The sequence below is a fragment of the Streptomyces sp. NPDC001407 genome (assembly GCF_042895325.1).
Classification (GTDB): domain Bacteria; phylum Actinomycetota; class Actinomycetes; order Streptomycetales; family Streptomycetaceae; genus Streptomyces.
Genome location: NZ_JBIAWF010000012.1, coordinates 49,613 through 72,260, shown reverse-complemented (window position 1 = coordinate 72,260; position 22,648 = coordinate 49,613). Strand labels below are relative to the sequence as shown.

General features: G+C 71.5%; 19 protein-coding genes and 1 pseudogene. 6 read left to right on the top strand and 14 right to left on the bottom strand.

Annotated features, from left to right (window positions below; all coding sequences use genetic code 11):
• Nucleotides 1–26: 26 nt before the first annotated feature.
• Together kynU and ACFY1P_RS18155 are read left to right on the top strand one after the other, a co-directional pair.
• Entirely contained in the window at nt 27–1,286 is a 1,260-nt protein-coding gene (gene kynU, locus ACFY1P_RS18160; RefSeq protein WP_390751106.1) for a kynureninase, read from the top strand.
• Between the two features lie 99 nt (nt 1,287–1,385).
• The gene (locus ACFY1P_RS18155) at nt 1,386–2,435 is read left to right on the top strand and encodes an ABC transporter permease (protein WP_361523564.1); all 1,050 of its coding nucleotides are present in this window, start codon (nt 1,386–1,388) and stop codon (nt 2,433–2,435) included.
• Nucleotides 2,436–2,825: 390 nt separating this feature from the next.
• Here the strand turns inward: ACFY1P_RS18155 and ACFY1P_RS18150 are convergent, their stop codons facing one another.
• The 3 genes from ACFY1P_RS18150 to polX all read right to left on the bottom strand — a co-directional run bounded on the left by ACFY1P_RS18150 (nt 2,826) and on the right by polX (nt 6,393).
• A complete protein-coding gene (locus ACFY1P_RS18150; RefSeq protein WP_390751105.1) occupies nt 2,826–3,818 on the bottom strand; it encodes a polyphosphate polymerase domain-containing protein in 993 nt (330 codons plus the stop codon).
• The gene (locus tag ACFY1P_RS18145) at nt 3,815–4,504 is read right to left on the bottom strand and encodes a DUF4956 domain-containing protein (RefSeq protein WP_390751104.1); all 690 of its coding nucleotides are present in this window, start codon (nt 4,502–4,504) and stop codon (nt 3,815–3,817) included. The genes ACFY1P_RS18150 and ACFY1P_RS18145 overlap by 4 nt, the downstream gene beginning before the upstream one ends.
• 161 nt (nt 4,505–4,665) lie before the next feature.
• Nucleotides 4,666–6,393 carry a DNA polymerase/3'-5' exonuclease PolX gene (gene polX, locus ACFY1P_RS18140; RefSeq protein WP_390751103.1) on the bottom strand — a complete coding sequence of 576 codons (1,728 nt, stop codon included), beginning with the start codon at nt 6,391–6,393 and terminating at the stop codon, nt 4,666–4,668.
• A gap of 316 nt (nt 6,394–6,709) precedes the next feature.
• Here polX and ACFY1P_RS18135 point away from each other — a divergent pair, with 316 nt between their 5' ends.
• Both ACFY1P_RS18135 and ACFY1P_RS18130 read left to right on the top strand, forming a co-directional pair.
• The gene (locus tag ACFY1P_RS18135; RefSeq protein WP_361523505.1) at nt 6,710–7,357 is read left to right on the top strand and encodes a TRIC cation channel family protein; all 648 of its coding nucleotides are present in this window, start codon (nt 6,710–6,712) and stop codon (nt 7,355–7,357) included.
• A gap of 117 nt (nt 7,358–7,474) precedes the next feature.
• Nucleotides 7,475–7,897, top strand: coding sequence for a MerR family transcriptional regulator (locus ACFY1P_RS18130; protein WP_390751102.1), 423 nt, complete (start codon nt 7,475–7,477; stop codon nt 7,895–7,897).
• Here the strand turns inward: ACFY1P_RS18130 and ACFY1P_RS18125 are convergent.
• Both ACFY1P_RS18125 and ACFY1P_RS18120 read right to left on the bottom strand, forming a co-directional pair.
• Complete coding sequence (locus tag ACFY1P_RS18125; RefSeq protein WP_361523510.1) at nt 7,894–8,745, bottom strand: TIGR03619 family F420-dependent LLM class oxidoreductase; 852 nt, start codon at nt 8,743–8,745, stop codon at nt 7,894–7,896. The genes ACFY1P_RS18130 and ACFY1P_RS18125 overlap by 4 nt on opposite strands.
• Nucleotides 8,746–9,119: 374 nt before the next feature.
• Nucleotides 9,120–9,263, bottom strand: a complete 144-nt coding sequence (locus ACFY1P_RS18120) for a hypothetical protein (protein ID WP_390751101.1) — start codon at nt 9,261–9,263, stop codon at nt 9,120–9,122.
• An 87-nt stretch (nt 9,264–9,350) separates the two neighbouring features.
• Between ACFY1P_RS18120 and ACFY1P_RS18115 the strand changes: the two are divergent.
• Together ACFY1P_RS18115 and ACFY1P_RS18110 are read left to right on the top strand one after the other, a co-directional pair.
• Nucleotides 9,351–9,566: pseudogene (locus tag ACFY1P_RS18115) on the top strand (hypothetical protein); the annotation flags it as partial.
• A 120-nt stretch (nt 9,567–9,686) separates the two neighbouring features.
• Nucleotides 9,687–10,451 carry a class I SAM-dependent methyltransferase gene (locus tag ACFY1P_RS18110; RefSeq protein WP_361523518.1) on the top strand — a complete coding sequence of 255 codons (765 nt, stop codon included), beginning with the start codon at nt 9,687–9,689 and terminating at the stop codon, nt 10,449–10,451.
• 400 nt (nt 10,452–10,851) lie between these two features.
• On the opposite strand, the gene ACFY1P_RS18105 is transcribed toward ACFY1P_RS18110, so the two are convergent.
• From ACFY1P_RS18105 to pabB, 9 genes are all read right to left on the bottom strand, one after another.
• Nucleotides 10,852–12,195, bottom strand: a complete 1,344-nt coding sequence (locus tag ACFY1P_RS18105; RefSeq protein ID WP_390751100.1) for a class I SAM-dependent RNA methyltransferase — start codon at nt 12,193–12,195, stop codon at nt 10,852–10,854.
• 84 nt (nt 12,196–12,279) lie between these two features.
• Nucleotides 12,280–14,355 carry an APC family permease gene (locus ACFY1P_RS18100; protein WP_361523550.1) on the bottom strand — a complete coding sequence of 692 codons (2,076 nt, stop codon included), beginning with the start codon at nt 14,353–14,355 and terminating at the stop codon, nt 12,280–12,282.
• A 126-nt stretch (nt 14,356–14,481) separates the two neighbouring features.
• Nucleotides 14,482–15,600 (bottom strand): cytochrome P450, encoded by a 1,119-nt coding sequence (locus ACFY1P_RS18095; RefSeq protein ID WP_361523553.1) that lies wholly within the window; start codon nt 15,598–15,600, stop codon nt 14,482–14,484.
• The gene (locus ACFY1P_RS18090; protein ID WP_390751099.1) at nt 15,582–17,063 is read right to left on the bottom strand and encodes a cytochrome P450; all 1,482 of its coding nucleotides are present in this window, start codon (nt 17,061–17,063) and stop codon (nt 15,582–15,584) included. Before ACFY1P_RS18090 ends, ACFY1P_RS18095 begins: the two co-directional genes overlap by 19 nt.
• Nucleotides 17,060–17,680: an ATP/GTP-binding protein gene (locus ACFY1P_RS18085; RefSeq protein ID WP_361523556.1), complete on the bottom strand. Its 621-nt coding sequence runs from the start codon at nt 17,678–17,680 to the stop codon at nt 17,060–17,062. Before ACFY1P_RS18085 ends, ACFY1P_RS18090 begins: the two co-directional genes overlap by 4 nt.
• The gene (locus tag ACFY1P_RS18080) at nt 17,658–18,020 is read right to left on the bottom strand and encodes a DUF742 domain-containing protein (protein ID WP_361523558.1); all 363 of its coding nucleotides are present in this window, start codon (nt 18,018–18,020) and stop codon (nt 17,658–17,660) included. Before ACFY1P_RS18080 ends, ACFY1P_RS18085 begins: the two co-directional genes overlap by 23 nt.
• Nucleotides 18,017–18,415, bottom strand: a complete 399-nt coding sequence (locus tag ACFY1P_RS18075) for a roadblock/LC7 domain-containing protein (protein WP_390751169.1) — start codon at nt 18,413–18,415, stop codon at nt 18,017–18,019. The genes ACFY1P_RS18080 and ACFY1P_RS18075 overlap by 4 nt, the downstream gene beginning before the upstream one ends.
• A gap of 29 nt (nt 18,416–18,444) precedes the next feature.
• Nucleotides 18,445–19,911: an ATP-binding protein gene (locus tag ACFY1P_RS18070; RefSeq protein WP_390751098.1), complete on the bottom strand. Its 1,467-nt coding sequence runs from the start codon at nt 19,909–19,911 to the stop codon at nt 18,445–18,447.
• Between the two features lie 269 nt (nt 19,912–20,180).
• Nucleotides 20,181–22,301 carry an aminodeoxychorismate synthase component I gene (gene pabB / locus ACFY1P_RS18065; RefSeq protein ID WP_390751097.1) on the bottom strand — a complete coding sequence of 707 codons (2,121 nt, stop codon included), beginning with the start codon at nt 22,299–22,301 and terminating at the stop codon, nt 20,181–20,183.
• Between the last annotated feature and the right edge of the window lie 347 nt (nt 22,302–22,648).

Sequence of the window (22,648 nt, the reverse complement as noted above, 5' to 3'; positions counted from 1 at the left end):
GTTCCCGACAAGAAAAGGACCTCGCGGTGACCACCGCCATCACCCACGACCTCGACGCCCTGACGGCCCGCGCGGGCGCGCTCGACGCCGCCGACCCGCTGGCCGCCGTGCGGGAACGGTTCCTGCTGCCGGAGGGGGTCGTCTATCTGGACGGCAACTCCCTCGGGGCGCTGCCCGCGGCGGTGCCTCCCGTCATGGCGGACGCCGTGCACCGGCAGTGGGGCACGGACCTGATCCGGTCGTGGAACGACAACGCGTGGTGGGAGGCGCCCCTGCGGGTCGGGGACGCGGTCGGGCGGCTGATCGGCGCGGCGCCGGGGCAGACGCTGGCCGGTGACTCCACGAGCGTCCAGCTGTTCAACGCCCTGTCGGCGGCGGTCCGGTTGCGGCCCGGCCGCGAGCTGATGCTGACGGACCCGGGGCACTTCCCCACCGACCAGTACATCGCCGATTCGGTGGCCCGCCTGTTCGGCCTGGAGGTGCTCCGGGTGCCGCCGGCCGAACTGCCGGACTTCCTGGCGCGGGAGGGCGGACGGGTCGCGGTCGCCGGCTACTCCCCGGTGGACTACCGCACGGGCGAGCTGTACGACATGGCCGCGACGACCGAGGCCGTGCGGCGGGCGGGCGCGCTGATGCTGTGGGACCTGTGTCACGCCGCGGGCGCGCTTCCCGTCCGGCTGGACGAGCTGGGCGCGGACCTGGCCGTGGGCTGTGGCTACAAGTTCCTGTCCGGCGGGCCCGGTGCCCCGGCGTTCCTGTACGTCGCGGAGCGCCACCAGGCGGCGTTCGACCAGCCGCTCACGGGCTGGAACGGGCACGCCGAACCGTTCGGGCTGAGCGGTGACTACGCACCGGCGGCGGGCGTCGGACGGGGCCGCATCGGCACGCCGCCGATCCTGTCGATGCTGGCCCTGGAGGCCGCGCTGACGGCGTTCGACGGCGTGGCCATGGCGGACGTACGGGCCAAGAGCCTGTCCCTGACGTCCTTCTTCCTGGACTGCGCGGACGCCCTGCTGGACGGTTTCACCGTGGTCACCCCACGCGCCCCGGAGCGCCGGGGCAGCCAGGTGACCCTCCGCCACCCGGACGCCTACGCGCTGGTGCAGGCCCTCTCGGCGCGCGGCGTCATCGGTGACATGCGCGCCCCGGACATGCTGCGCTTCGGCGTCAACGCGCTCTATGTCACCCATGGGGACGTGCTGTCGGCGGTGCGGCAGCTGAGCGAGGTCGTGGCCTCCGGAGAACACCACGCGGAGCGCTTCCAGCAGCGCACGACGGTCACCTGAGCCACGGCCGCCGCGAGCGGTGAGGCACAGATGCCCGTATAGCCCTCTTTGCACGCCTATGGTAGGGGCGTGAGCGAGGAAGACACGGCGGGAAACAGCATCGGACCGGCGGGCGGGCCCGCTCCCGGTGGGCACTGGACGGCGTTCCGGCGGTCGCCGTTCTTCCCGGCCACCGTGCTCGTGGTGCTGGTCGCCGCGGCCGCCGGGCTCTTCGCCGGGTCGTACACCTACTGCATGGCCAACCCCACGCCCCGCAGCATCCCCACCGCCGTGACCGGGGTGCCCGCCTCCGAGGTGAAGCGGGCCCAGTTCGTGCAGGGAATGGAGAAGGCCCTCGGGGCCACGCTCAAGCTGCACCACTACGCCACGTACCGGCAGGCCCTGGGGGCGGTGGAGGAGCAGCGGGTGTTCGCGATCCTGGAGCAGCGCGGGGACGGGCGCGCCGCGCTGTCCGTGGCGGGCGCGTCGGGTGCCTCGGTCGCGCAGTTGCTGACGGAGACGGCGCCCCGGGTGGGCGCGGCCATCGGCGTGCCCGTGACGGTCACGGACATCAAGCCGCTGCAGAAGGGCGACCCGCGTGGGCTCGCGCTGTTCTACATCTCGCTCGCCGCGTCGGTCGTCGGCTTCATCGGCGCGATCCAGCTGAGCGTGCACGCGGCCCGGCTGAACCCGGGCGAGCGCATCGCCTTCACCCTGCTCCAGTCGGCGCTCGGCGGCTTCGCGATCGCCGCCGTGGTCGACTGGGGCCTGGGCGCGCTGCGGCTGCCGTTCACGGAGTCGTGGCTGATCCTGACGCTGACGATGTTCGCGTCGGGGATGGTCTTCACGATGTTCAACACGCTGATCGGACGCTGGGCGATGCTGCCGACGTGGAGCCTGCTGATCCTGCTCGGCAACCCCTCCTCCGGCGGCGCGGTGTCCTGGCCGCTGCTGCCCTCCTTCCTGGGCACGATCGGCCGCTGGCTGCCGCCGGGCGCCTCGGTCAACGCCCAGCACACGGCCGTCTACTTCGGCGGCCACCAGCACGCCTTCCCGTTCGCGGTACTCGGGGCATGGGCGGTGGGCTGCAGCGCCGTCTTCTGGCTCTGGCGCCACCGCCACCCGGGCGGACGCGAACGGGAGGTGGGCGGGGGCGCCGCCTCGGAGTGAAGGCCCCGCAACCTCACGGACGGCCTGCCGCTGGGGGACACGGCCGAACCGACTTCGAACCAGGCCCTGGACCACGGTGACGCCGTCGACGACGTTGCCCGCCTCGGCCTCACGGCAGGCGACGCCGCCCACCGCCTGGCCCCGCTCCGGCGAAGTCCTCTTAGCCCACTGCGAGTAGGCCGAGCCCCCGGACGACTCCCCTCCCTCTCACACGCCGGGTGCCCGCCTCGGCGTTCGCGGGGGGGGGCTGGCTGGCCGCTCCCTCGCTCCTCACGGGGCGCGGCACCGCGACACCATGACTTCCGCCGCCCAGCTCCAGGGCCCGAGACCCAGCCCCATCCCCGCCGAGGCTTGCCCACCTCCCGCCTCACCCCTCTATTGCGAGCATCTCTATCGCGACCACGAGTTCCTCCCCTCGGGCTTGGGCGCCCCTCCCGGCGGTCCGAAGGCGCGGGTGGCGGCTCGGCGCCAGCGGTTGGCGGGGGCGGAGGGGCGCAAGGCCGCGAGCCCTCCGCAGTACTTGGTGAAGACAGCGGGCCGCATCCCGCAGGCGTGCAGCACCCGGTCGGCCGCGCCGAGGTGACCGGCCGTCTTCACCTCGACCAGGACGAGAGCCTGGTCGCACCGCACGGCCCGCCCCGTCCGCAGGTCGGCGCAGACCAGCCCCGCGTCGCACGTGACACGCTCCCCGTCGGCGACCAGCGTCATCCGCAGGTAGTCGGTACTGAGGGAGGGGGAAAGCCCGTCGGGGACGTCGATGCCGTACGCGTGCCGCAGGGCCTCGGCGAGGAACGCCCGGCAGTTCGCGCCGAGCGGGCTGTCGCGCCCGGTCAGCGGGCGGCGGTGCTTCACCGTGTCACCGCGGCCGCCCTTGAGCTTGATCTCGAACTGCCGCTCGCCGGTGTCCTCGTAGACACGCTCACGGATCTTGAAGCGGCAACGGCGTCCCCGCCGGTGGTCGTCGAAGGACCGCAGGCCGGGGGTGTCGTAGTAGACGGAGTGGTAGCGGAAGGCGCGCCGCCCGTCGACGGACAGCGCCCGGAAGGCCCCACCGGGGTGTCGGGGGTCGGTGAGCCGTTCCACCATCCGCGAGAAGGCCTCGACCGGCACCAGATAGCTCCGGTCGAAGCGGGCGAGGAGAGCGGAGCGCTCGTTGACCGCGGCGAGGGAGACCGGTGCGACGGCGTACGCGGTGTCGGTGACGACCTGTCGGGCGTCCGTACCGGCCCGGCCCCCGGCGGCCCGGCGGGCGCCGGTGCCGGCCCGGAGCCCCGCGCCGTGCCGGGCGTCGGTGACGACCCGCAGCCCGCCGGCCCGGCAGGTGTCGGCGATGCCTCCGGTCGCCGTCGGCGGTGGGGCGAGCGGTGTCCGTACGGTCGTCATGCCGACCCCCAGGCGGGCACGGGCCGAGGCGTGGCGCCGGCGGCCGTGGCCGGCCGAGCCGCTTTCGGGTCCGCCGGCTCGCGCGCGAAGTCGTCGCCCAGTTCCCGGGAGACGGCCCTTGGCTCCGGGCCGGATTCGCGGTAGCGCACGTCGACGACCATGAGGTCGCGGACGAAGTCCACTTCCATGACCGTCCAGTGGAGCGGTTCGCCCAGCCGATGGGCAAGGTCGGCCCGCAGCGTGGTGGAGCGGTTGTGCACGGTGTCGAGGGTCACGACGGCCCGGCGGGAGCGCGCCAGGAGGCGCGGGCTGTCCGCGGCCCAGACGGTCAGGAGCAGCACGGCTGCGAGCCCCGCCGCGAGGGGAAGCGAAAGCTGCGGCAGCCCGCAGACGAGGCCGAGGACGAGCGTGGTGAAGTAGTACGCGACCTCCTCGTGCTGCACGGAGTCGGACCGGAGCCGGACGATCGACAGCACTCCGAAGAGACCGAAGCCCAGCGCCGTCCCGCCTCCGCCGCCCACTTCGGCGAGCGCGGCGACGACGGTGAACAGCCCGACGTTCAGGGCCAGATAAGCGGGTACGAGATCGCGACGGCGGTGCCGCCGCCAGTAGAGAGCGAAGGTCAGCAGGCAGATCGCGGTGACGTCGAGTGCCAGGTGGGCGGCGATGTGCCGCAGAGCGTCCATGGTTCCGATCCCTCCGTGTGCCGGGTGGACTACAGAGAGTAGGGCCCATGGAATCGAATATGCGTTTGCTTGTGGAGAAACAGTTCTGCACGATCCGGCCCGGGAACCCGGGTGCGCAGCCCGGCTTCAGGAGGCCGCCCCGAAGCTGCCCTGACCCAGGGTCAACTCCCGCGCCCCGCATGCAGGAAGCGCCGCAGGCGTTGCAGCGGCCAGGCGTTGATGACGTCGTCCTTCGTCAGCCAGCCGCGTTGCGCCGTACCCACGCCGTAACGCATGTACGGGAGATGGGTGGTTGAGTGGGCATCGGTGTTCACCGCGAACTTCACGCCGTACCGCTTCGCACGCAGGATGTCCTCGTCGCAAAGGTCGAGCCGCTCGGGGTGCGCGTTGATCTCCAGCGCCGTGCCGGTACGCGCGCACGCTTCGAAGACCGCGTCGAAGTCGGCGTCGATTCCCGGGCGTTTGCCGATCAGCCGGGTCGTGGGGTGTCCCAGTACGGCGACGTAAGGATTCTCGCAGGCACGCACGAGCCGTCGGGTCAGGTCGTCGCGGCTCTGGTTGAAGTGGGAATGCACGGAGGCCACGCACAGATCGAAGCCCGCCAGGAACTCGTCCGGCCAGTCCACCCCGCCGTCGGGCCCGATATTGAGTTCGGTGCCGTGCAGCACCCTCATCCTGCGGTGTTTTCCGTCGAGTTCCCTCACGGCCTTCCGCTGGGCGAGCATCTTCGCGTCGGTCATCTGCTGCATGTAGAGGTCGGGGGCGTGGTCGGTGACGGCGTAGTAGGAGTAGCCGCGGCGGGCAGCGGCGGCCACCATGTCCGCCAAGGAGGCGAGGCCGTCGGTGAGGTCGGTGTGGGTGTGCAGGTCACCACGGATGTCGCCGTCCTCCAGCAACTCGGGGAGCTCTCCTCGCAGTGCCGCGGCGATCTCGCCGCGGTCCTCGCGGAGCGTCGGCGGGATCCAGGGCAGCCCCAGCCTCTCGTAGATTTCCTCCTCGGTGGCCGACGTGATCTTCCGTCCGCTCTTGGCGTGGAAGAGGCCGTATTCCGAGAGCTTGTACTTGCCATGGACAGCGATCTCGCGGACGCGGATGTTGTGCGCCTTCGAGCCGGTGAAATAGAGAAGTCCCGCTCCCCAAGAGGACGGTGGCAGCACACGCAGATCGATCTGAAGCCCTTTCGTCGTGCGCACCGAGGTCTTCTTGTGGCCGCTCACAATGGTTTCCGCGGTATCCGGGAGCTCGCGGAACGCCTCCATGAACGGGGCGGACCGCTCGGCGGCCACGAGAATGTCGATGTCCCCGATCGTCTCCCGCATGCGACGCAGCGACCCCGCGTAGGCGCACCCTTCACAGCCCTCCACCCGGGAGAGTTCGGCGACGATCTGCTCGGCGGCATCCATGGCGGCGCCGAGCAGAATGCGGCCACCCGCCTTCTGCATGAGTTCGATGCCGTGGAGGATGTTGGCCTCGGTCTTCTCGCCGAATCCTTTGAGGTCACGCAGGCGACCTTCGCGGACCGCGTCGAGAAGTTGCGCCACGGAGGAGACGCCCAGTTCCTCGTGGAGTGCCAGGGCTTTCTTCGGGCCGAGGGTCGGGATGCCGATGAGTTCGCGTACGCCGGCCGGGACGGCTGTCCTGGTCTCCTCGATCGCGGAGACGTGACCGGTGCGCAGGTATTCCTCGACTTTCTCGGCGATCGACTTCCCGACATTGGGGATGTCGCGCAGGGCCTTGGCGTCGAGCTTCGCCACGTCGACCGGGTGGCCGCCGATCGCCCGCGCGGCCTTCTCGTAGGCGCGCGCCTTGAAGGCGTCGCCACCGGTGATCGCGACGAGGTCGGCGTACTCCTGGAGCAGCGCCTCGATCTCGGCATTGCGCCGGGCCATGGATTCAGCGTGCCACCGGTCGGCCGTGGGCGCGCGTCCACGGCCCCTGTCTCCACGGGATCAGCGCGGGCACGGAAGGGCTCGTGCTCGTCCGGAGAACGGAGAACAGGGCCCCCGGACGCCACCGAGCGCCGACGGACAAGCCCTGTCAGAGCCGGTCGGGCAAGAAGTCGGGCAAGAAATGGTCTTTCGGCCGTATACGTATGGCCGAAAGACCGAAGCCGGGACCGGGGCGGCGCTGGTTGGCTGGCGTGGTTGTGCGCTGGGTCGAGGGTGCCCCGCCGAAGTCATACGCATCATCCGGCGGGAGGCAGACATGGTGCTGTACGTGCTCTACCTGACAGGCATCGCCGCCTTCGCGGCCAGCGGGGTGCTCGCCGCCCACCAGGCGCGGCTCGACCCCTTCGGGGGCCTGGTCCTCGCCTTCGCCGCCGCCATCTCCGGCGGCACCCTGCGCGATCTGATCCTGGACCGGCACCCGCTGTACTGGACGCACGACTGGATCCTGCTCACCGTCGTCGCCGCCACCGCCGTCGCCACGATGACCCTCCTGCGCCACCGGCGGCTCCCCCACCGCAGCCTGATGACCGTGGACGCCGTGGGCCTGTCGGTCGTCACGGTGATCGGCGCCCGCGCCGCCGCCGACGCGGGCGCCACCCCGCTCGCGGTGATCATGCTGGCGGTGCTCACGGGCGTGACCGGTGAGGTCGTACGCGACCTGCTGTGCGGCCAGTTCCCGCCCCTGCTGCTGCGCGAGGACATCTACGCCACGGCGGCGGCCGCGGGCGCGGGCGTCTACTTGCTCCTGCACTGGCTGGGGACGGCTCCGACCCCCACGACGATCGTCGCCGCCGCGACGGTCTTCGCCATCCGCATGGCGGCACTGCGCTTCGACCTGCACTTCCCGAGGCTCGCCGGGCGGGGCGAGGCCGCACCGCCGGCAGAACCGCCAGCCGCTTCCTGAGCGTGCGGGATGATCTCCCTGGCCACTCCGGTTGAACGTGGTGGGACGTATCCATTGCGTCCGGAACAGGGGGCAACAGTGTCGGTAGGGCTCGACGAAACGATCACCACGCGCAGGATGGCCGAGCACACCACCGTTCCCGCTGGTGCGGCTGCGGCACAGCCCCGGCGGCACCTGCGCATCGGGGAAATGGCCGAGGCCACGGGAGTCAGCGAACGGCTCCTGCGCTATTACGAGAGCCGCGGCCTGCTGACGCCCCACCGCACCGACCTGGGACACCGCCTCTACGACCCGGAGGACGTATCCCGGGTCCTGCTCATCCGGTTCCTGCTGGACGGCGGTGTGAGCACGCAGAACATCTCCCTGCTCATCGACTGCGCACACGAGGGCATCGACATCTCGACGACATGCCAGGAGCTGGCCGCCATGCTCGACGACGAGTACGAGCGGATCTCGCACGAGATCGAATCACTCAGCCGGACACGCCAGTACATTGCGGTGCTCACAGGCCGCGCGACCGCCCCCGGCCCGATCGCCTAGGCCCTCGGCTCCCCACCGAGGGCCACGCGGATGCTCTCCTCGAAGGGCGCCAGGAACGCGCGGATCTCGGCCAGCGGGGCCGACGGCGCGAGTGTCGCGACCTGGTCGACTCCCGCCTCGGCGAGTGCTTCGATGACGTGCGGGTCGTGCGGCACCCCCATCACGACGACCGGGATGCGCCGGCCCGTCTCCTGCTCCAGCTCCCGCACTTGGTCACGCCGGGCGAGGAGCGTGCGCGGGTCGACGGACCCGTAGTCGGGCATCCAGCCGTCCCCGAAGGCCCGGATGCGGTCCAGCGCGCGCGGGCCCGCCCCCGCGACGTAGACCGGGGGCCCCGGCCGCTGCAGCGGGGTGGGCTGCACGACGATCTCCTCGAACGAGACGTACGGCGAGGAGAAGGTGACCGGCTCACCGGACCACAGCGCCTTGACGGCCCGGGCGTGCGCGGCGAGATGCCCGTTGCGCCGCTTCGGATCGACCCCGTGGGTGAGCATCTCGTCCTCGATCCAGCCGGCGCCCACTCCGACGTCGAGCCTGCCGCCGATGAGCCGGTCGAGCGTCGCGAGGCGCTTGGCCATGGCGATGGGCTCGTGCTGGGCCAGCAGCGAGATGGCGGAGCCCACCCGCAGCCGCTCGGTCACCGCGGCCGCGGCGTGCGCGGTGACGAACGGGTCGAAGGTCTCCCTGAAGCGCCGCTCCAGGTCCGGCTTCTCGCGTGCGACGCGCGCGGGCTGGTGCGTGTGCTCGCAGAAGTAGAGGGCGTCGTAGCCGCGCTGCTCGAGGTCCCGCGCGAGGTCGTGGACGGGAGCGGACCGGGTGGTCTGGAAGATGGAAACGCTGACTTTCATGGAGGGTGGGTTCTCCGGATCAAGGGCTTCGGAACAGGTGGCCGCGCAAGCGGAATTCAGGTGGTCGAGCGCGCCCAAGAGCTCAGAGGCAGAACGGCGCCTCACCGCCTGGTGCGCTTCATAAGCAGAACGCTAGGCGTTGACACGATGTCAAGGTGCAACGGCCGCCATGGTGATTCGGGCCACTGAGACATGCGCGAGGGGAAAGCGCCGCGGTCGCGGTGAGGAATTCCCGGGCAGTCTCACGATTGTGGGCGGTTCGGGCTCCTCCACTCCATGGGCGAGGATCCTGCCGAGCGCGAATGCCCGATCCACTGTGCAGCCCCGTCCCATACCCCCATGCACCCGGGGCGGGCACGATCGCGCCCGGGCCCTCAGCCGTCCCCGGCGTACATGCTCCCGCCCTCGGCTTCCACCAGAGCCCCATCGGTGATCAGCGCGTCGATGTCCCCTGTCAGCTCGTCCCTGATGTCAGGGCCGAGCCGGGTCCAGCCGAAGAGCCGCGCGACCTCGCGCATCAGGTCCTCACCGTGGGGGCCCGGGCCTTCGTCCGCCGCACGGCACAGGCGAACCGGCGCTCCGCCGCGGGCACCAGCGCGACCTTTCCCGATGTCTGGCGCACGGCATGGGACAGCACGGACGCAGGCGCGGCATTGGTCCTCCCGGACGTGGACCACCGCGCGGTGAGCGGACTGAAGTTCTCGGCCGCATTACCGCAGCGACTCGCGGTGGCGACGGCCGCTGCCCGGCTCGCGGATTTCGAGGGGGCGCGTGCGGTACTGGCGGAACCGGTGCGCTCTCATATCGGCTCTTCCGGCTGATGCCTCGGCAGGAGGCCGCGTGCACCGGTCTGATCCACTCGCTGTGCGTCGCCCATTGCCGGGGGTAGATTTACCGCTCCGGGGTGAGTCACAGAAATTGCTCGTGTCAGGATGCTCGGTATGTCTGCTCGTGCACTGAGCTTCGGCGCAACCGCGGGAGCCTACGAAAGGTTCCGGCCGGGGTATCCCAAGGAGCTCTTCGACTTGGTGATGACGTACGCGGGCCGGCCGGTCCGGACGGCCCTGGAGATCGGTGCGGGGACAGGCAAAGCAACCCGCCTCTTCGCTGACCATGGGGTCATGGTCACGGCGACGGAGCCCGACGCTGCCATGCTCGCCGAGCTGAACAAGACCGTGCCAGCGAACGTGACGACAGTGCGGGCCGCATTCGAGGACCTGCGGCCATGTGAGACCTATGGGTTGGTCTACGCGGCGGCAGCCCTGCACTGGACACGCCCGGAGGGTCGGTGGTCAAGAGCGGCCGCGCTACTGGAACCGGAGGGCGTGTTCGCCTCATTCGGTGGCCAGGTTCAGCTGGCTGACCCAGCTGTTGTGGAGTCTGTGCGTGCGGCGCGGGCGCCGTTCCTGGAAAGCGACGAGGTTCCATCTCCCGACGGGACTGCTCCTGATGAGGAAATGCAGTGGCCGGGTACGGAGCTGGAGCAGTCTCCGTTGTTTCTCGACGTTCAGCAGGCCATCGTCAAACGGCGCTTGACGATGAGCGCTCCTGATTACGTCGGCTACCTGTCGACCGTCTCGGCGTATCTCCAACTGCCGCAATCGAAGCGACAGCAGGCGTATGACGCGATCACGCGGGTCCTGCCCGAGAGGGTCGAGATCGCCGCCGACATCATCGCCCATCTCGCGCGTCGGCGATCCGAATAGGGGCAACGCTCCTTCTTGGGTACCACGGCGAGCCTCGCGCGACGATCTGCGTCGAGACGGCCATGTACGCCGCCTTCTCCTGCCCGGCACCCACCATGGTCACCCGATACTGAGACTGTCGTTCGAGCGACACGGCTCAAAATCGGAACAACAACAGCCACTGACTGGGCAGCACCACCACACCCGCACCACAGAGCCCACTGCATGACGTGAAGCGTCTACTCCAGCCCAACGCAACCGCCCGCCAGCGGACCCTAGTGGCCCAGCTGGCGGGCGGATTCACACCCTCTGGCCGCCCTCCCGACGAGCGTCAGGAGAGCGTCACGAGCGTCATTTCAGCGTCAGAATTTCGCCTGTAACGCCCATAGCGCACATCATGCACACCAGGTAAAACCGCAGGTCAGACGCGGTCTCCCGTGGGCTTGAGGATCGCGACGCACTCCACGTGATGCGTCATCGGGAAGAGATCGAACGCCCGCAGCTTCACCGGCCGGTACCCCTCCTCCGCGAAGTAGGCGAGGTCCCGAGCCAGGGCCGCCGGGTCGCAGGCCACGTAGGCGATCCGGCGCGCGCCCAGCGAGGCGAGGTGGCGCACCGTCTGCTTGCCCGCGCCCGCGCGGGGCGGGTCCAGGACGATGATGTCGGCTTCCTTGATGCCGGTGCGCGGGAGGACCGACTCGACCTTGCCCTGTTCGATGCGGACGCGGTCGAGGTCCTGGAGGTTGTGGCGGGCGTCCTCCACCGCGCGCTTGCCGGATTCGATGCCGAGGACCGCGCCCTTCTCGCCGACGCGTTCGCCGAGGGCGCCCGCGAAGAGGCCGACGCCGCAGTAGAGGTCGAGGGCCATGTCGCCCTTGCGCGGCATCAGGCCCTGCATGACGGCCTTGACCAGGGTGTCGGCGGCCTTGGGGTGGACCTGCCAGAAACCGCCTTCGCCTACGCGGTAGGTGCGCTCGTCCGCGCGCTCGCGGACGAAGGGGCGGCCGTGGACTCGGTGGACCTGCTTGTCCCCTCCTTGTCCGCGGGACTCCCCGATCCGCAGCACCGACACCGGCTTGTCGAGCTCGACGATCGGCAGGCGGCCGCCCGGCTTCGGGGTGAGGATCACCTGGCGGTCGGCGGAGCCGGACGCGGCGATCGCCTCGACGGTCGCGATCTGGGGCCATTCCCGCTTCTCGATGCCGAGCTCGGAGACGCCGGGTGCGGCGATCATGCAGTGGTCGATGACCTGGACGTCGTGCGAGCGGTGCTTGCGCAGGCCCGCGTGGCCCTCGGCGTCGATCGCGTACTGCACGCGCGTGCGCCAGGCCGGGACCTCGCCCGCGGGAAGCTTGTCGCCCTCGGCCGGGACCACCGTGCCGTCCCAGCCGGCTTCCTCGGGGGTCAGGCCGGCCAGGTGCCGGAGCTGCTCGGCGACGACCTCGCCCTTGAGGCGGCGCTGGGCGCCCGGCTTGGCGTGCTGCCAGTCGCAGCCGCCGCACTTGCCGGGGCCGGAGAAGGGGCAGGGCGCCTCGACGCGGTCCTTGGACGCCTCCAGGATCTCCACGGCGTCGGCGCGCAGGAAGCGCGAGGTCGACTCGCCCTCGGTGACGCGGGCGACGACCCGCTCGCCGGGCAGCGCGTGGCGGACGAAGAGCACCCGTCCCGCCTCGGTGCGGGCGACGCAGTGTCCGCCGTGGGCGACCGGGCCGATCTCGACCTCGTACTCCTGGCCGACCAGCGATGCTTCGGTCTCGTGCTGCATGGCGGGTCGACTCCAGAGAGGTGAGAGGGGGCTGCGGGACAACAGCCGTTCAGTCTACGTCCCGCCGCCCCCTGCTCATGCCGCCTACTTTTTCGTGGCGGTCTTTTCCTTCTTGGGGTCCTTCTTGAGGTCCTTCTTGGGCGACGAGACGGGGCCGCGGCGGACGGCACCCGGGGCGTTCCACTCGGCGCGCTTGCGGGCCCGCTTCTTGGCCGCCTCCGAGGAGTCGAGCTGCCACGGCACCGAGGTGACCATCACCCCGGGCGTGAAGAGCAGCCGGCCCTTGAGGCGGAGGGCGCTCTGGTTGTGCAGCAGGTGCTCGTACCAGTGGCCGACCACGTACTCCGGGATGTAGACACTGACCGCGTCGCGGGGGCTCTCCTTACGGAGGCTCTTGACGTAGTCGATGATCGGCCGGGTGATCTCGCGGTAGGGCGAGTCGAGGATCTTCAGCGGGACGTCGACGGAGCGGCGCTGCCACTCCTCGCGCAGTGCCTTGGTCTCGACCGGGTCGACGCTGATGCTGAGGGCTTCGAGGGTGTCGGAGCGCATCAGCTTGGCGTAGGCGAGGGCGCGCAGGGTCGGCTTGTGGACCTTGGAGACCAGGACGATGGAGTGCACCCGGGACGGGCGTACGGCCTCGTCGCCCGGCTCCTCGTCGATGGCGATCTCCTCGGCGACCCGGTCGTAGTGCTTCCGGATGGCCGTCATGGTGGCGTAGAAGATCACCATGCCGAGCAGGGCGACCCAGGCGCCGTGCGTGAACTTCGTCAGCAGGACGACGACGAGGACCAGGCCGGTGAGGAAGGCGCCGAAGCTGTTGATGGCCCGGGAGCGCATCATGTGGCGGCGCTTGGCCGGGTCGGTCTCGGTGCGCAGATGGCGGTTCCAGTGCCGCACCATGCCGGTCTGGCTGAGCGTGAAGGAGACGAAGACGCCCACGATGTACAGCTGGATCAGCTTGGTGGAGTCCGCGCCGTAGATGTAGGTGAGGACGGCGGCGGCACCCGCGAGCAGCACGATGCCGTTGGAGAAGGCGAGCCGGTCGCCACGGGTGTGCAGCTGGCGCGGCAGGTAGCGGTCCTGCGCGAGGATCGAGCCGAGCAGCGGGAAGCCGTTGTACGCGGTGTTGGCGGCCAGGAAGAGGACGAGGGCGGTGGCGGCGGCGAGCACGATGAAGAGGAACGAGCCGTTGCCGAAGACCGCCTCGGCGACCTGGGAGATCACCGGGTTCTGGGTGTAGCCGTCGCCGACGGGCACCCCGGCCTTGAGCAGGTCGGTGGCCGGGTTCTCGGCCATCCGCACCTTGGTGACCATGGCCAGCGCGATGATGCCGCAGAACATGGTGACCGCGAGGCCGCCCATGAGGGCGAGCGTGGTGGCCGCGTTCTTGCTCTTGGGCTTGCGGAAGGCGGGGACGCCGTTGCTGATGGCCTCGACGCCGGTGAGGGCGGCGCAGCCGGAGGAGAAGGCACGCAGCAGCAGGAAGACGAGGGCGAAGCCGGCGAGGCCCTGGTGCGGGGCGTGGATGGTGTAGTCGGCGGTGGGAGCCTTCATGGTGTCGCCCATGACCAGGCCGCGGAAGGCGCCCCAGGCGATCATGATGAAGACGCCGCCGACGAAGACGTAGGTCGGGATGGCGAAGAGCTTGCCCGACTCCCGCACGCCGCGCAGGTTCATCAGCGTGAGCAGGATGATCACGCCGATGGCGCAGGCCGTCTTGTGCTGGACGACGAAGGGGATGGCGGAGCCGAGGTTCTCGATGCCGGAGGCGATGGAGACCGCGACGGTCAGGACGTAGTCGACGAGCAGGGCGCTGGCGACGGTGAGGCCCGCCTTGGGGCCGAGGTTGACGTTGGCGACCTCGTAGTCACCGCCACCGCTGGGGTAGGCGTGCACGTTCTGGCGGTACGAGGCGACCACCGTGAACATCAGCACCACGACCGCGACGGCGATCCAGGGGCTGAAGTGGTAGGCGGACACACCTGCCACGGACAGGACGAGCAGCACTTCGCCCGGCGCGTATGCCACGGAGGAGAGCGGGTCGGAAGCAAAGACGGGGAGCGCGATGCGTTTGGGGAGAAGGGTCTCGCCCAGCTTGTTGCTGTGCAGCGCCCGGCCGATGAGGATCCGTTTCGGCAGGTCGGTCAATTTGGACACGCAGAGGATCGTAAGGGTTCGGTCTCTTGTACGCCCACCCGCCACCCTCCGGGGCGGGAATGTGGCGCACGCCGCATTCCCGCCCCGGAAGCTGGACGATCTTGTCAGGGCCTGATAAGTGCCTGGTCAGCCGTGCAGGAGGGCGGGCAGGGAGCGGTGTCCGTTGGAGATGAACGACTCGACGTGCGGCAGTTCGCCGGCGTCGGTGGCGAGCCTCAGGCGGGGGAAGCGTTCGAAAAGGGCGGGCAGGGCGACGGCCGCTTCGAGCTTCGCCAGCGGCGCGCCGAGGCAGTAGTGGACGCCGTGGCCGAAGGCGAGGTGGTCCTTGACGGCGCGGGTGACGTCGAAGTCGTCGGCGTCGGCGCCGTGCAGGGCGGGGTCGCGTCCGGCCGCGGCGTAGGCGGCGACGATGGCGTCGCCCTTGCGGAGGGTGAGGCCGTCGGGCAGCTCGATGTCCTCGACGGCGTAGCGCAGCGGGAGGTTGGCGACGGGGGCCTGGACGCGGAGAGTCTCCTCGATCACGTCGTCCCAGCCGGCCTTGCCCTCGCGCACGAGGGCGAGCTGGCCGGGGTGGGTGAGGAGGGCGTGGACGGCGTTGTCGAGGAGGTTGACGGTGGTCTCGTGCCCGGCGCTGATGACGAGCAGGAGGGTGTCGACGAGCTCCTCCTCGCTGAGGCGGGAGCCGTCCTCCTCGCGGGCGGAGATCAGGACGCTGGTCATGTCGTCGCCCGGGGTGGCCCGCTTCTGTGCGAGCAGGCCGCCGAGGACCTCGTAGACGCGGGCGTAGGTCGCGGTGACCTCGTCGGGGTCGGCGGAGGTGTGGAAGATGCTGTCGACGCAGGCGCGCAGGCCCTCGCGGGTGGCCTCGTCGGTGACGCCGAAGAGCTCGCAGATGACCTGGATGGGGATGGGGTAGGCGTAGTCCTCGCGGAGGTCGACGGGGGTGCCGTGCGGGCGGGCGGCGAGGTCGTCGAGGAGGCCCGCGGTCAGCTGCTCGATGCGGGGGCGCAGGGCGGCGGTGCGGCGGGCGGTGAACGCCTTGGAGACGAGGGTGCGCAGCCGTTTGTGGTCGCTGCCGTAGGCGGTGAACATGTTCCGCACGGCGACCCAGGTGAACAGCGGCCACTCCGGGGAGATCTCACCGTTGATCCAGGCGGGCCAGTGCCGGCGCGGGTCCTTGGAGACGCGGGGGTCGTTGAGCAGCTGCTTGAGGAGGGGCTGGGTGGTTATTGCCCACGCCACCACCTGGCCAGGAAGTTCGATGGGCGTCGCGGCGCCCCGGGCCCGGACGCGGGCTCCCTCTCCGTGGATGTCGCGGCCTGTGGGGTCGATACGGAGGGGGGCGAGCTGGCTTTCCATCGACTGTCTCCAGGGGTGTCGGCCGGCTGGTGAGGGGGCTGGTGGGAGGGCTGGTGGGGCGACGGAGCGTGGGGGCCCGCGGGGGCGGGTGCGGGCCGGGTGGGGTGCACGGGCGGGAAGCGCACGGGCAGCGCGGTCAGGGCGCGGTGGAAGGGGCCGGGCCGCCAGACCAGGCGGTCGGCGGGGACGGCCAGTTCGAGGTCGGGCAGCCGGTCGAGGAGCTTCTCGACGGCCACGGCGGCGATGAGCCGGGCGGCGTCCTTGGCGGGGCAGGTGTGCGGGCCCGCGCTCCAGGCGAGGTGGGCGCGGTTGCCCGCCCGCTGGTCGGACAGGAGGGAGGGGTCGGTGTTGGCGGCGGCGAAGCTCACCACGACGGGCTCCCCGGCGCGCAGCGGCACGCCGCCGAGTTCGAGGTCGTGGAAGGGGTAGTGGACGCCGTAGTTGGCCATCGGCGGGTCGAGCCAGAGGACCTCGTCCAGGGCGTCCTCCACGGGCATGCTGCCGCCCGCGAGGTCGCCCGCGAAGCGGTCGTCGGAGAGCAGCAGCCGCAGGGCGTTGGCGATGAGGTTCTGCTGGGGCTCGGTGCCGGCGCCGATGAGGACGACGAGCTGGTGGAGCATCTCCTCGTCGGTGAGCCGGGCGGGGTGGGCCATCAGCCAGGAGGTCATGTCCGCGCCGGGCTTGACGTGCTTGAGGCCGACGAGCTCGACGAGGCTCTGGGTGATGAGGGCGTCGGCGCGCTCGTGGTCGACGCCGTCGAAGATCCCGGAGAAGCCCTCGACGAGCCGGTCGCCGATCTCGGGCGGGCAGCCGAAGAGCTGCTGGAAGACCAGCAGCGGCAGCATCTTGGCGTACGCGCCGAGGAGGTCGGCCTCGCCGAGGGTCGCGAACCGGTCGATGAGGGTGTCGGCGCTGCGCTCGACGTAGCCGCGCAGGGCGTTGGGGTCGATGCGGGAGAGGCTGTCGGTGACGGCGGCGCGCAGCCGTCGGTGGGCCTCGCCGTCGGAGAAGAGGCAGTTGGGGCGGTAGGCCATCATCGGGACGACGGGGTTGTCCGCGGAGACGCGGCCGTCGGCGAGGGCCCGCCAGCGGCGGGCGTCCTTGCCGAAGCTGTCGGTGCTCCGCAGGACGTCGAGCGCCGCGCGGTAGTCGGTGACGAGGACGGCGTGGGCGCCGGGTGCCAGCTCGACGGGGGCGGCGGGGCCCTGGGCGCGCAGCCGTCGGTAGACGGCGTGCGGGTCGGCGGCGAAGTCCGGCCCGTGCAGCGGGGTGGGCGCCGCCTGGTGGGCGGGGCAGCCCGGCGGGGGGACGGGCGGTGCGGCGGTGCCCGCGTCGGGGCGGTGGGTCACACGGGCTCCTGGGCGGTGCGGGGCTGCGGGCTCTGCCGGTCGCGGAGGTATTCCACGAGGGAGATCAGGGCGCGGGTGGAGGAGACCCGGTCCCTGGCGTCGCAGGTGATCAGCGGGGTCTCGGGGAGGAGGTCGAGGGCCTCGCGGATCTCCTCCTCGGGGTGGGCGGGCGCGCCGTCGAAGTGATTGACGGCGACGGCGTACGGCAGGCCGTGCTCCTCCAGCAGCCCCATGACGTCGAAGGACTGCTCAAGGCGCCGGGTGTCGGCGAGGACGAGGGCGCCGAGCGCGCCGCGGGTCATGTCCTGCCAGAGCCGGGTGAAGCGCTGCTGGCCGGGGGCGCCGAAGAGATAGAGGACGAGGCTGTCGCTGAGGGTGACGCGGCCGAAGTCCATGGCGACCGTGGTGGTGCTCTTGCCCTCGATGCCGGCGAGGTCGTCGACGAGGGCGCCGGCCTGGGTCATGGTCTCTTCGGTGCGCAGCGGCCGGATCTCCGAGAGGGAGCCGACGAAGGTGGTCTTGCCGACCGCGAAGTGGCCCACGACGAGGAGTTTCGCGGCGGTGCGCACGCTCTGCCGCAGATAGACCGCTCCCTCAGAGGCGAGCGCGGAGTCCATCCAGTACCTCCTGAAGGATCTGGGCCTCGGGGAGTTGTGCCGAGGGGATGGGGGCCCGGGTGATGAGGTGGCCGCTGTCCACGAGGTCGCCGAGCAGCACCTTGGTGACGCTGACGGGCAGCATCAGGTGTCCGGCGATCTCGGCGACCGACAGCGCGCCGCCGAGGCAGAGTTCCATGAGCCGGCGTTTTTCGGGACTGAGCCCGCCGAGCGGCCGGTCGTACTGGGCGATGACCAACGTGACCAGGTCGAAGGTGTTGCGCGTGGGGTGGGCTCGGCCGTCGGTGACGACGTACGGTCGTACTAATCCCTGTCCGCGCCTCGGCGCCGGGGGTGTCATGGGGTGCCCGTGCCGTGCCAGGCGGCCTGCCGGGGCGGGCTGGTGAGCTCCTTCCCCAGCCGGTCGACCAGCTTCTGCATGCGGTAGGTGACGGCTTCCATGTCGACGTCCGCGGTGGTGGAGACGGCGAGGTAGGCGCCGGGGCCCGCGGCGATCAGGAAGACGTAGCCGTGGGCGAATTCCACGAGCGTCTGCCGCCAGGGGGTGTCCTGGTGGTTCTGGTGGGTGCAGAACTCCGAGGTGGAGCGGCTGATCGACTGGAGCCCGGAGAGCGCCGCGGCCTGCCGCTCGGCCTCGTCGCGGTCGATGCCCCCGGAACGGGCGCGCAGCATGCCGTCGGCGGAGAGGAGGATCGCGTGCCGGGCCTCCGGCATCTTCACGACCTCGTCGAGCATCCAGCCGAGCTCGTTGGTGAGGTGGTCGTTCACGCGTACGGGTTCCCTTCGTCGTCTGCGGGTGCCGGGTCGGGGTGACCGGCGGGGCCTGTGCTGCCCCCGGAGCGGCCGGAGCGGGTGCCGCGGGCGAAGGCGCCCATGCGGCGGGCGGTCTCCTCCGCGGTCCGCTCGGGGGCCGCGGCGGAGCCGGGCGCGGGCGGCGCGTCGGGTACGGCGGACGGTGCGGCGGGCCGCTCGGCGGGCAGGGGCGCGGCCGGCTGCTGGGGGGCGGGCTGCCGGCGGCGGCGCTTGGGGAGCCCGCCCGCCGTGGAGCCGGTGACGGCTCCGGCGTCCGCCGGGGGCATGGCGGAGGGCGGGAAGACGTCGGGCGCGGGCTCGGGGTGCTCCCGCGGCGCGGGGGCCCGGTGCTCCGGCGTGCGGACGGCGCCGGCGGCCGTGCGGGCCGGGCCGCCCTCGCGGGAGGGCGGCGCCAGCGGTGTGGTGTCGGGCCCGTCGAGGTCGATCTGGCTGAGCAGGGCGCTCGGCAGGAAGAGGACGGCGCGCACGCCGCCGTAGGGCGAGCGGGTGTCGACGGAGACGCTGAAGCCGTAGCGGGCGGCGAGCACCCCGATGACGGGGAAGCCGAACTGCGGGGGGTCGCCGAGCCGGGAGACGTCAACGGTGCGCTGGCCGGAGAGGAGGGCGGCGGCGCGCTGGACCTCCTGGGCGTTCATGCCGACGCCCGCGTCGTCGATGACCACGCAGGCGCCGTTGTGCACGGGCTGGAGGCCGACCTCGACGGTGGTGTTGGGCTGGGAGTGGCGGGCGGCGTTGTCGAGGAGTTCGGCGACGGCGAGGACGACGGGTTCCACGGCCCGGCTGACCACGGCGACGTCGGCGTGGTTGTGCACCTTGACGCGCCGGTAGTCGCGGATGCGGGAGGTGGCGCCGCGGACGACGTCGGTGAGCGGGGAGGCGGCGCGCTGCCTGCCGGGCCAGGATCCGCAGAGCACGGCGATGGCCTGGGCACGGCGGCCGAACTGGGAGTTGGCGTGGTCGATCTGGAGCAGGTCGCGCAGCACGTCGGGGTTGTCGTGCCGCTCCTGCATGTCGGAGATGGCCAGCTGCTGTTCGTGCGCGAGGCCCTGGAGGGCGCGCATGGACGCCTTGAGCGCGGCCTTCGCGGACTGGTCGGCGCGGGCCTGGGCCTTGTCGACGGCCTGGGTGAAGGTGTCCATCACGGCCTGGAGGCCCTGGGCGAAGACGGTGCCGCCGAGCCGCTCGTCGAGCAGTCCGGGCAGGGGCACCGGCTGGTGCATGGACGCCGTGACGGCGGGGAGCCGGACGGTGACCAGGTGCCTGACTTCGGTGTCACGTGACTGGAGGCTGTCTTCCAGTGCGGCGACACGCCTGCGCACGGCGGCGGTGATACCTCGCTGGCGCACCAGCAGCACCGCCACGGCGACCAGCGCGACGGCCAGGCACCAGCTCACCACCTCCGGTATGTGATGTGACATCAATTCCTCGCGGGCGAAGGGGGCATACGGTCGGCTGTACGGGGTCGGTGTCCTGAACGTCCCGCGCAGAAGCGGAATACGCCGATCATCCTAACCACGCGAACGGCCGCGTGGCCGATCTTCGCCCACGCTTTACCGAACAGGCATCCGAACCCTTCCCTCGTACGAGTCAACCGTACGACGGCTGCCCGGCGGCTCGGTGAAGATGCGTCATGAACACGGCGACCTGAACCCGTCGGTCCGCGCAGAGGGTGGGCTCAGACGGTGACTCAGGCGGTGACTCGGCCGGTGACCCGGGCGGTGACGGCGTCCCGTCGCCGGCCGGGGAACTCCGCGCCGGTCAGGGCGGTCAGCGGGGCGGCCTTCACCGCCGTCTCCTCGAACTCCTCCTCGGCGTCGGACAGCGCGATGATCGCGCCACCCGCGCCGTAGCGCACCCGGCCGGGAGTGATCACCGCGGTGCGGATGACGACGCTGAGGTCGGCCGCGCCGTTGAGCGAGAAATAGCCGATGGCGCCGGAGTAGACGCCGCGGGGCCCGCCCTCCAGCCGGTCGAGGATCCGCATGGTCCGGACCTTGGGAGCCCCGGTCATCGAGCCGGGCGGGAAGCAGGCGCGTACGCAGTCCACCGCCGTACGGTCCGCGCGCAGCCGGGCCCGGACCGTGCTGACCAGCTGGTGGGCCTTGGCGTAGCTCTCGACGCGGAAGATGTCGTCGGCCTCGACCGTGCCGGTGCGCGCGCAGCGGCCGAGGTCGTTGCGGACCAGGTCCACGATCATCAGGTTCTCGGCACGGTCCTTCTCGCTGGCGCGCAGGCCGGCCAGCAGCCCGGCGTCCTCCTCGGGGGTCGCGCCGCGCGGCCGGGTGCCCTTGATGGGCCGGGACTCGGCGAGCCCGTCCCGGCCGACGCGCAGGAACCTCTCCGGCGAGGTGCTGAGCACCGACAGCTCGCCGAAGAGCAGCAGCGCGCCGAAGGGGGACGCGCTGGCGCGGCGCAGGAAGCGGTAGCCCTGCCAGGGGTCCAGGGCGCTCTCGGCCTCTGCCATGTTGGTGAGGCAGATCTCGTAGGTCTCCCCCGCCGCGAGCTGTTCCGCGCAGTCGCCGATCAGCCGCAGGTACGCCTCGCGGTCGTGGCGCAGCCGCAGCGCGCCGGTGGACCCGGCGGGCCGGGCCGGTGCGGGCAGCCGCACGCCGGCGAGCGCCGCGAGCCGCCGGACGGTGACATCCAGCCAGGCGCGGGCGGCGCCCTCGGCACCGTCCTCGGCGAGCACGAGGAGGTGGGTGGTGCCCGTGTGGTGGTCGAGGACGAGCGCCCGGTCGGCGAACACCATGGTGGCGTCGGGCTCCTCGGACCGGTGGACCCGCTCGCCCCCGCACTCGGCCTTCAGGCCGTAGCCGAGGTAGCCGACCCAGCCCAGCGCGAAGTCGAAGGGCAGCTCCGGCCCCTCGGGCGGATCGGTGCGCGTGGCCCGCAGGTCCTGGTCGAGCCAGTCGAGGAACTGACCCGTGACCATCTCGGCGCCCGTCGCGGAACGCACGGTCACGGTGCCGCTCCAGACGTCGGCGGTGGCGACCCGGGCGAGCGGCCCGGAGGCGTCACCCATGACGGAGAAGCGGCCGGTGCCGGCGTCGCGGCGGCCGGCGTCGAGCCAATAGGCGTAGGGGTCCTCCCGGAAGAGCCGGTCGAACACGGTCTCGCCGTCCCACCGGGTGGGCAGGGCGGCGGCCAGGACGCGCAGCCGGCGGCGCGGACGTACGGGCGGGGCCGCCGGGGCGGGCGGGGACAGCGGCAGGACGGTGCGTCTGCCCCGGCCGCTCTCCTCGCTCAGGCGGCGGAAGTTGCGCAGGAGATGGTGGCCGTGGGCGCTGCCGACCGACTCCGGGTGGAACTGCACGCCCCAGAGCGGGCGTTCACGGTGGCGGAGCGCCATGACCAGGCCGTCGGCGGTCCAGGCGGTCGCCTCCATGACGGCGGGGAGCCCGCCGACGACGAGCGAGTGGTAGCGCACGGCCCGCAGGGGCGACGGCAGCCCTTCGAAGAGCCCGGTCCCCGTGTGCAGCAGGGACGAGACACGCCCGTGGTACGGCTCCGGGGCCCGGCGGACCTCGCCCCCGTGCAGCAGCGCCATGCCCTGGTGGCCCAGGCACACCCCCAGCGTGGGCAGGCCGCCCTCCGTCACGATCTCCCGGCAGATGCCGAAGTCGGCGGGGCGGCCGGGGTGACCGGGGCCGGGCGAGAGCACCACGTTGTCGAAGGCGGCGAGGTGGGCCGGCCGCCAGGCCGGGTCGTCGTTGACGACGACCTCGGGCTCCCGGCCGTTGATCTCGGCCAGATAGTGGAAGAGGTTGTAGGTGAAGGAGTCGTGGTTGTCGACGAGCAGCGTGCGCACAGGCCTCCCCCTGGACCGCAACTGGGCCCGCCCATCCTATCGTTGACGATCAGTCACCGGCCGGGGCGCCCTCGCGCCGGGCGGCCGGCCCCCGCGCTCCCGGCCGCGGACCGGGGCACGCGTCGACGCGGAGGCCGCGCCCCCGGATCTCTGGAGCACGCTCCGCGCGTGTCCCGCGGGCGCTCCGGGTAGGACCCCCGACGGCCGTCCGCGCCCGGCGGGCGACCCCGACCACTGCGTGGCCGACACCACCACAACAGCTACGGTGGACCCATGTGTGGACCCGGGCGAAGCCCAGGCGCCGAACAGAAAACAACAAGGGAAGATGTGAGCAGGTTGTTGGTGCA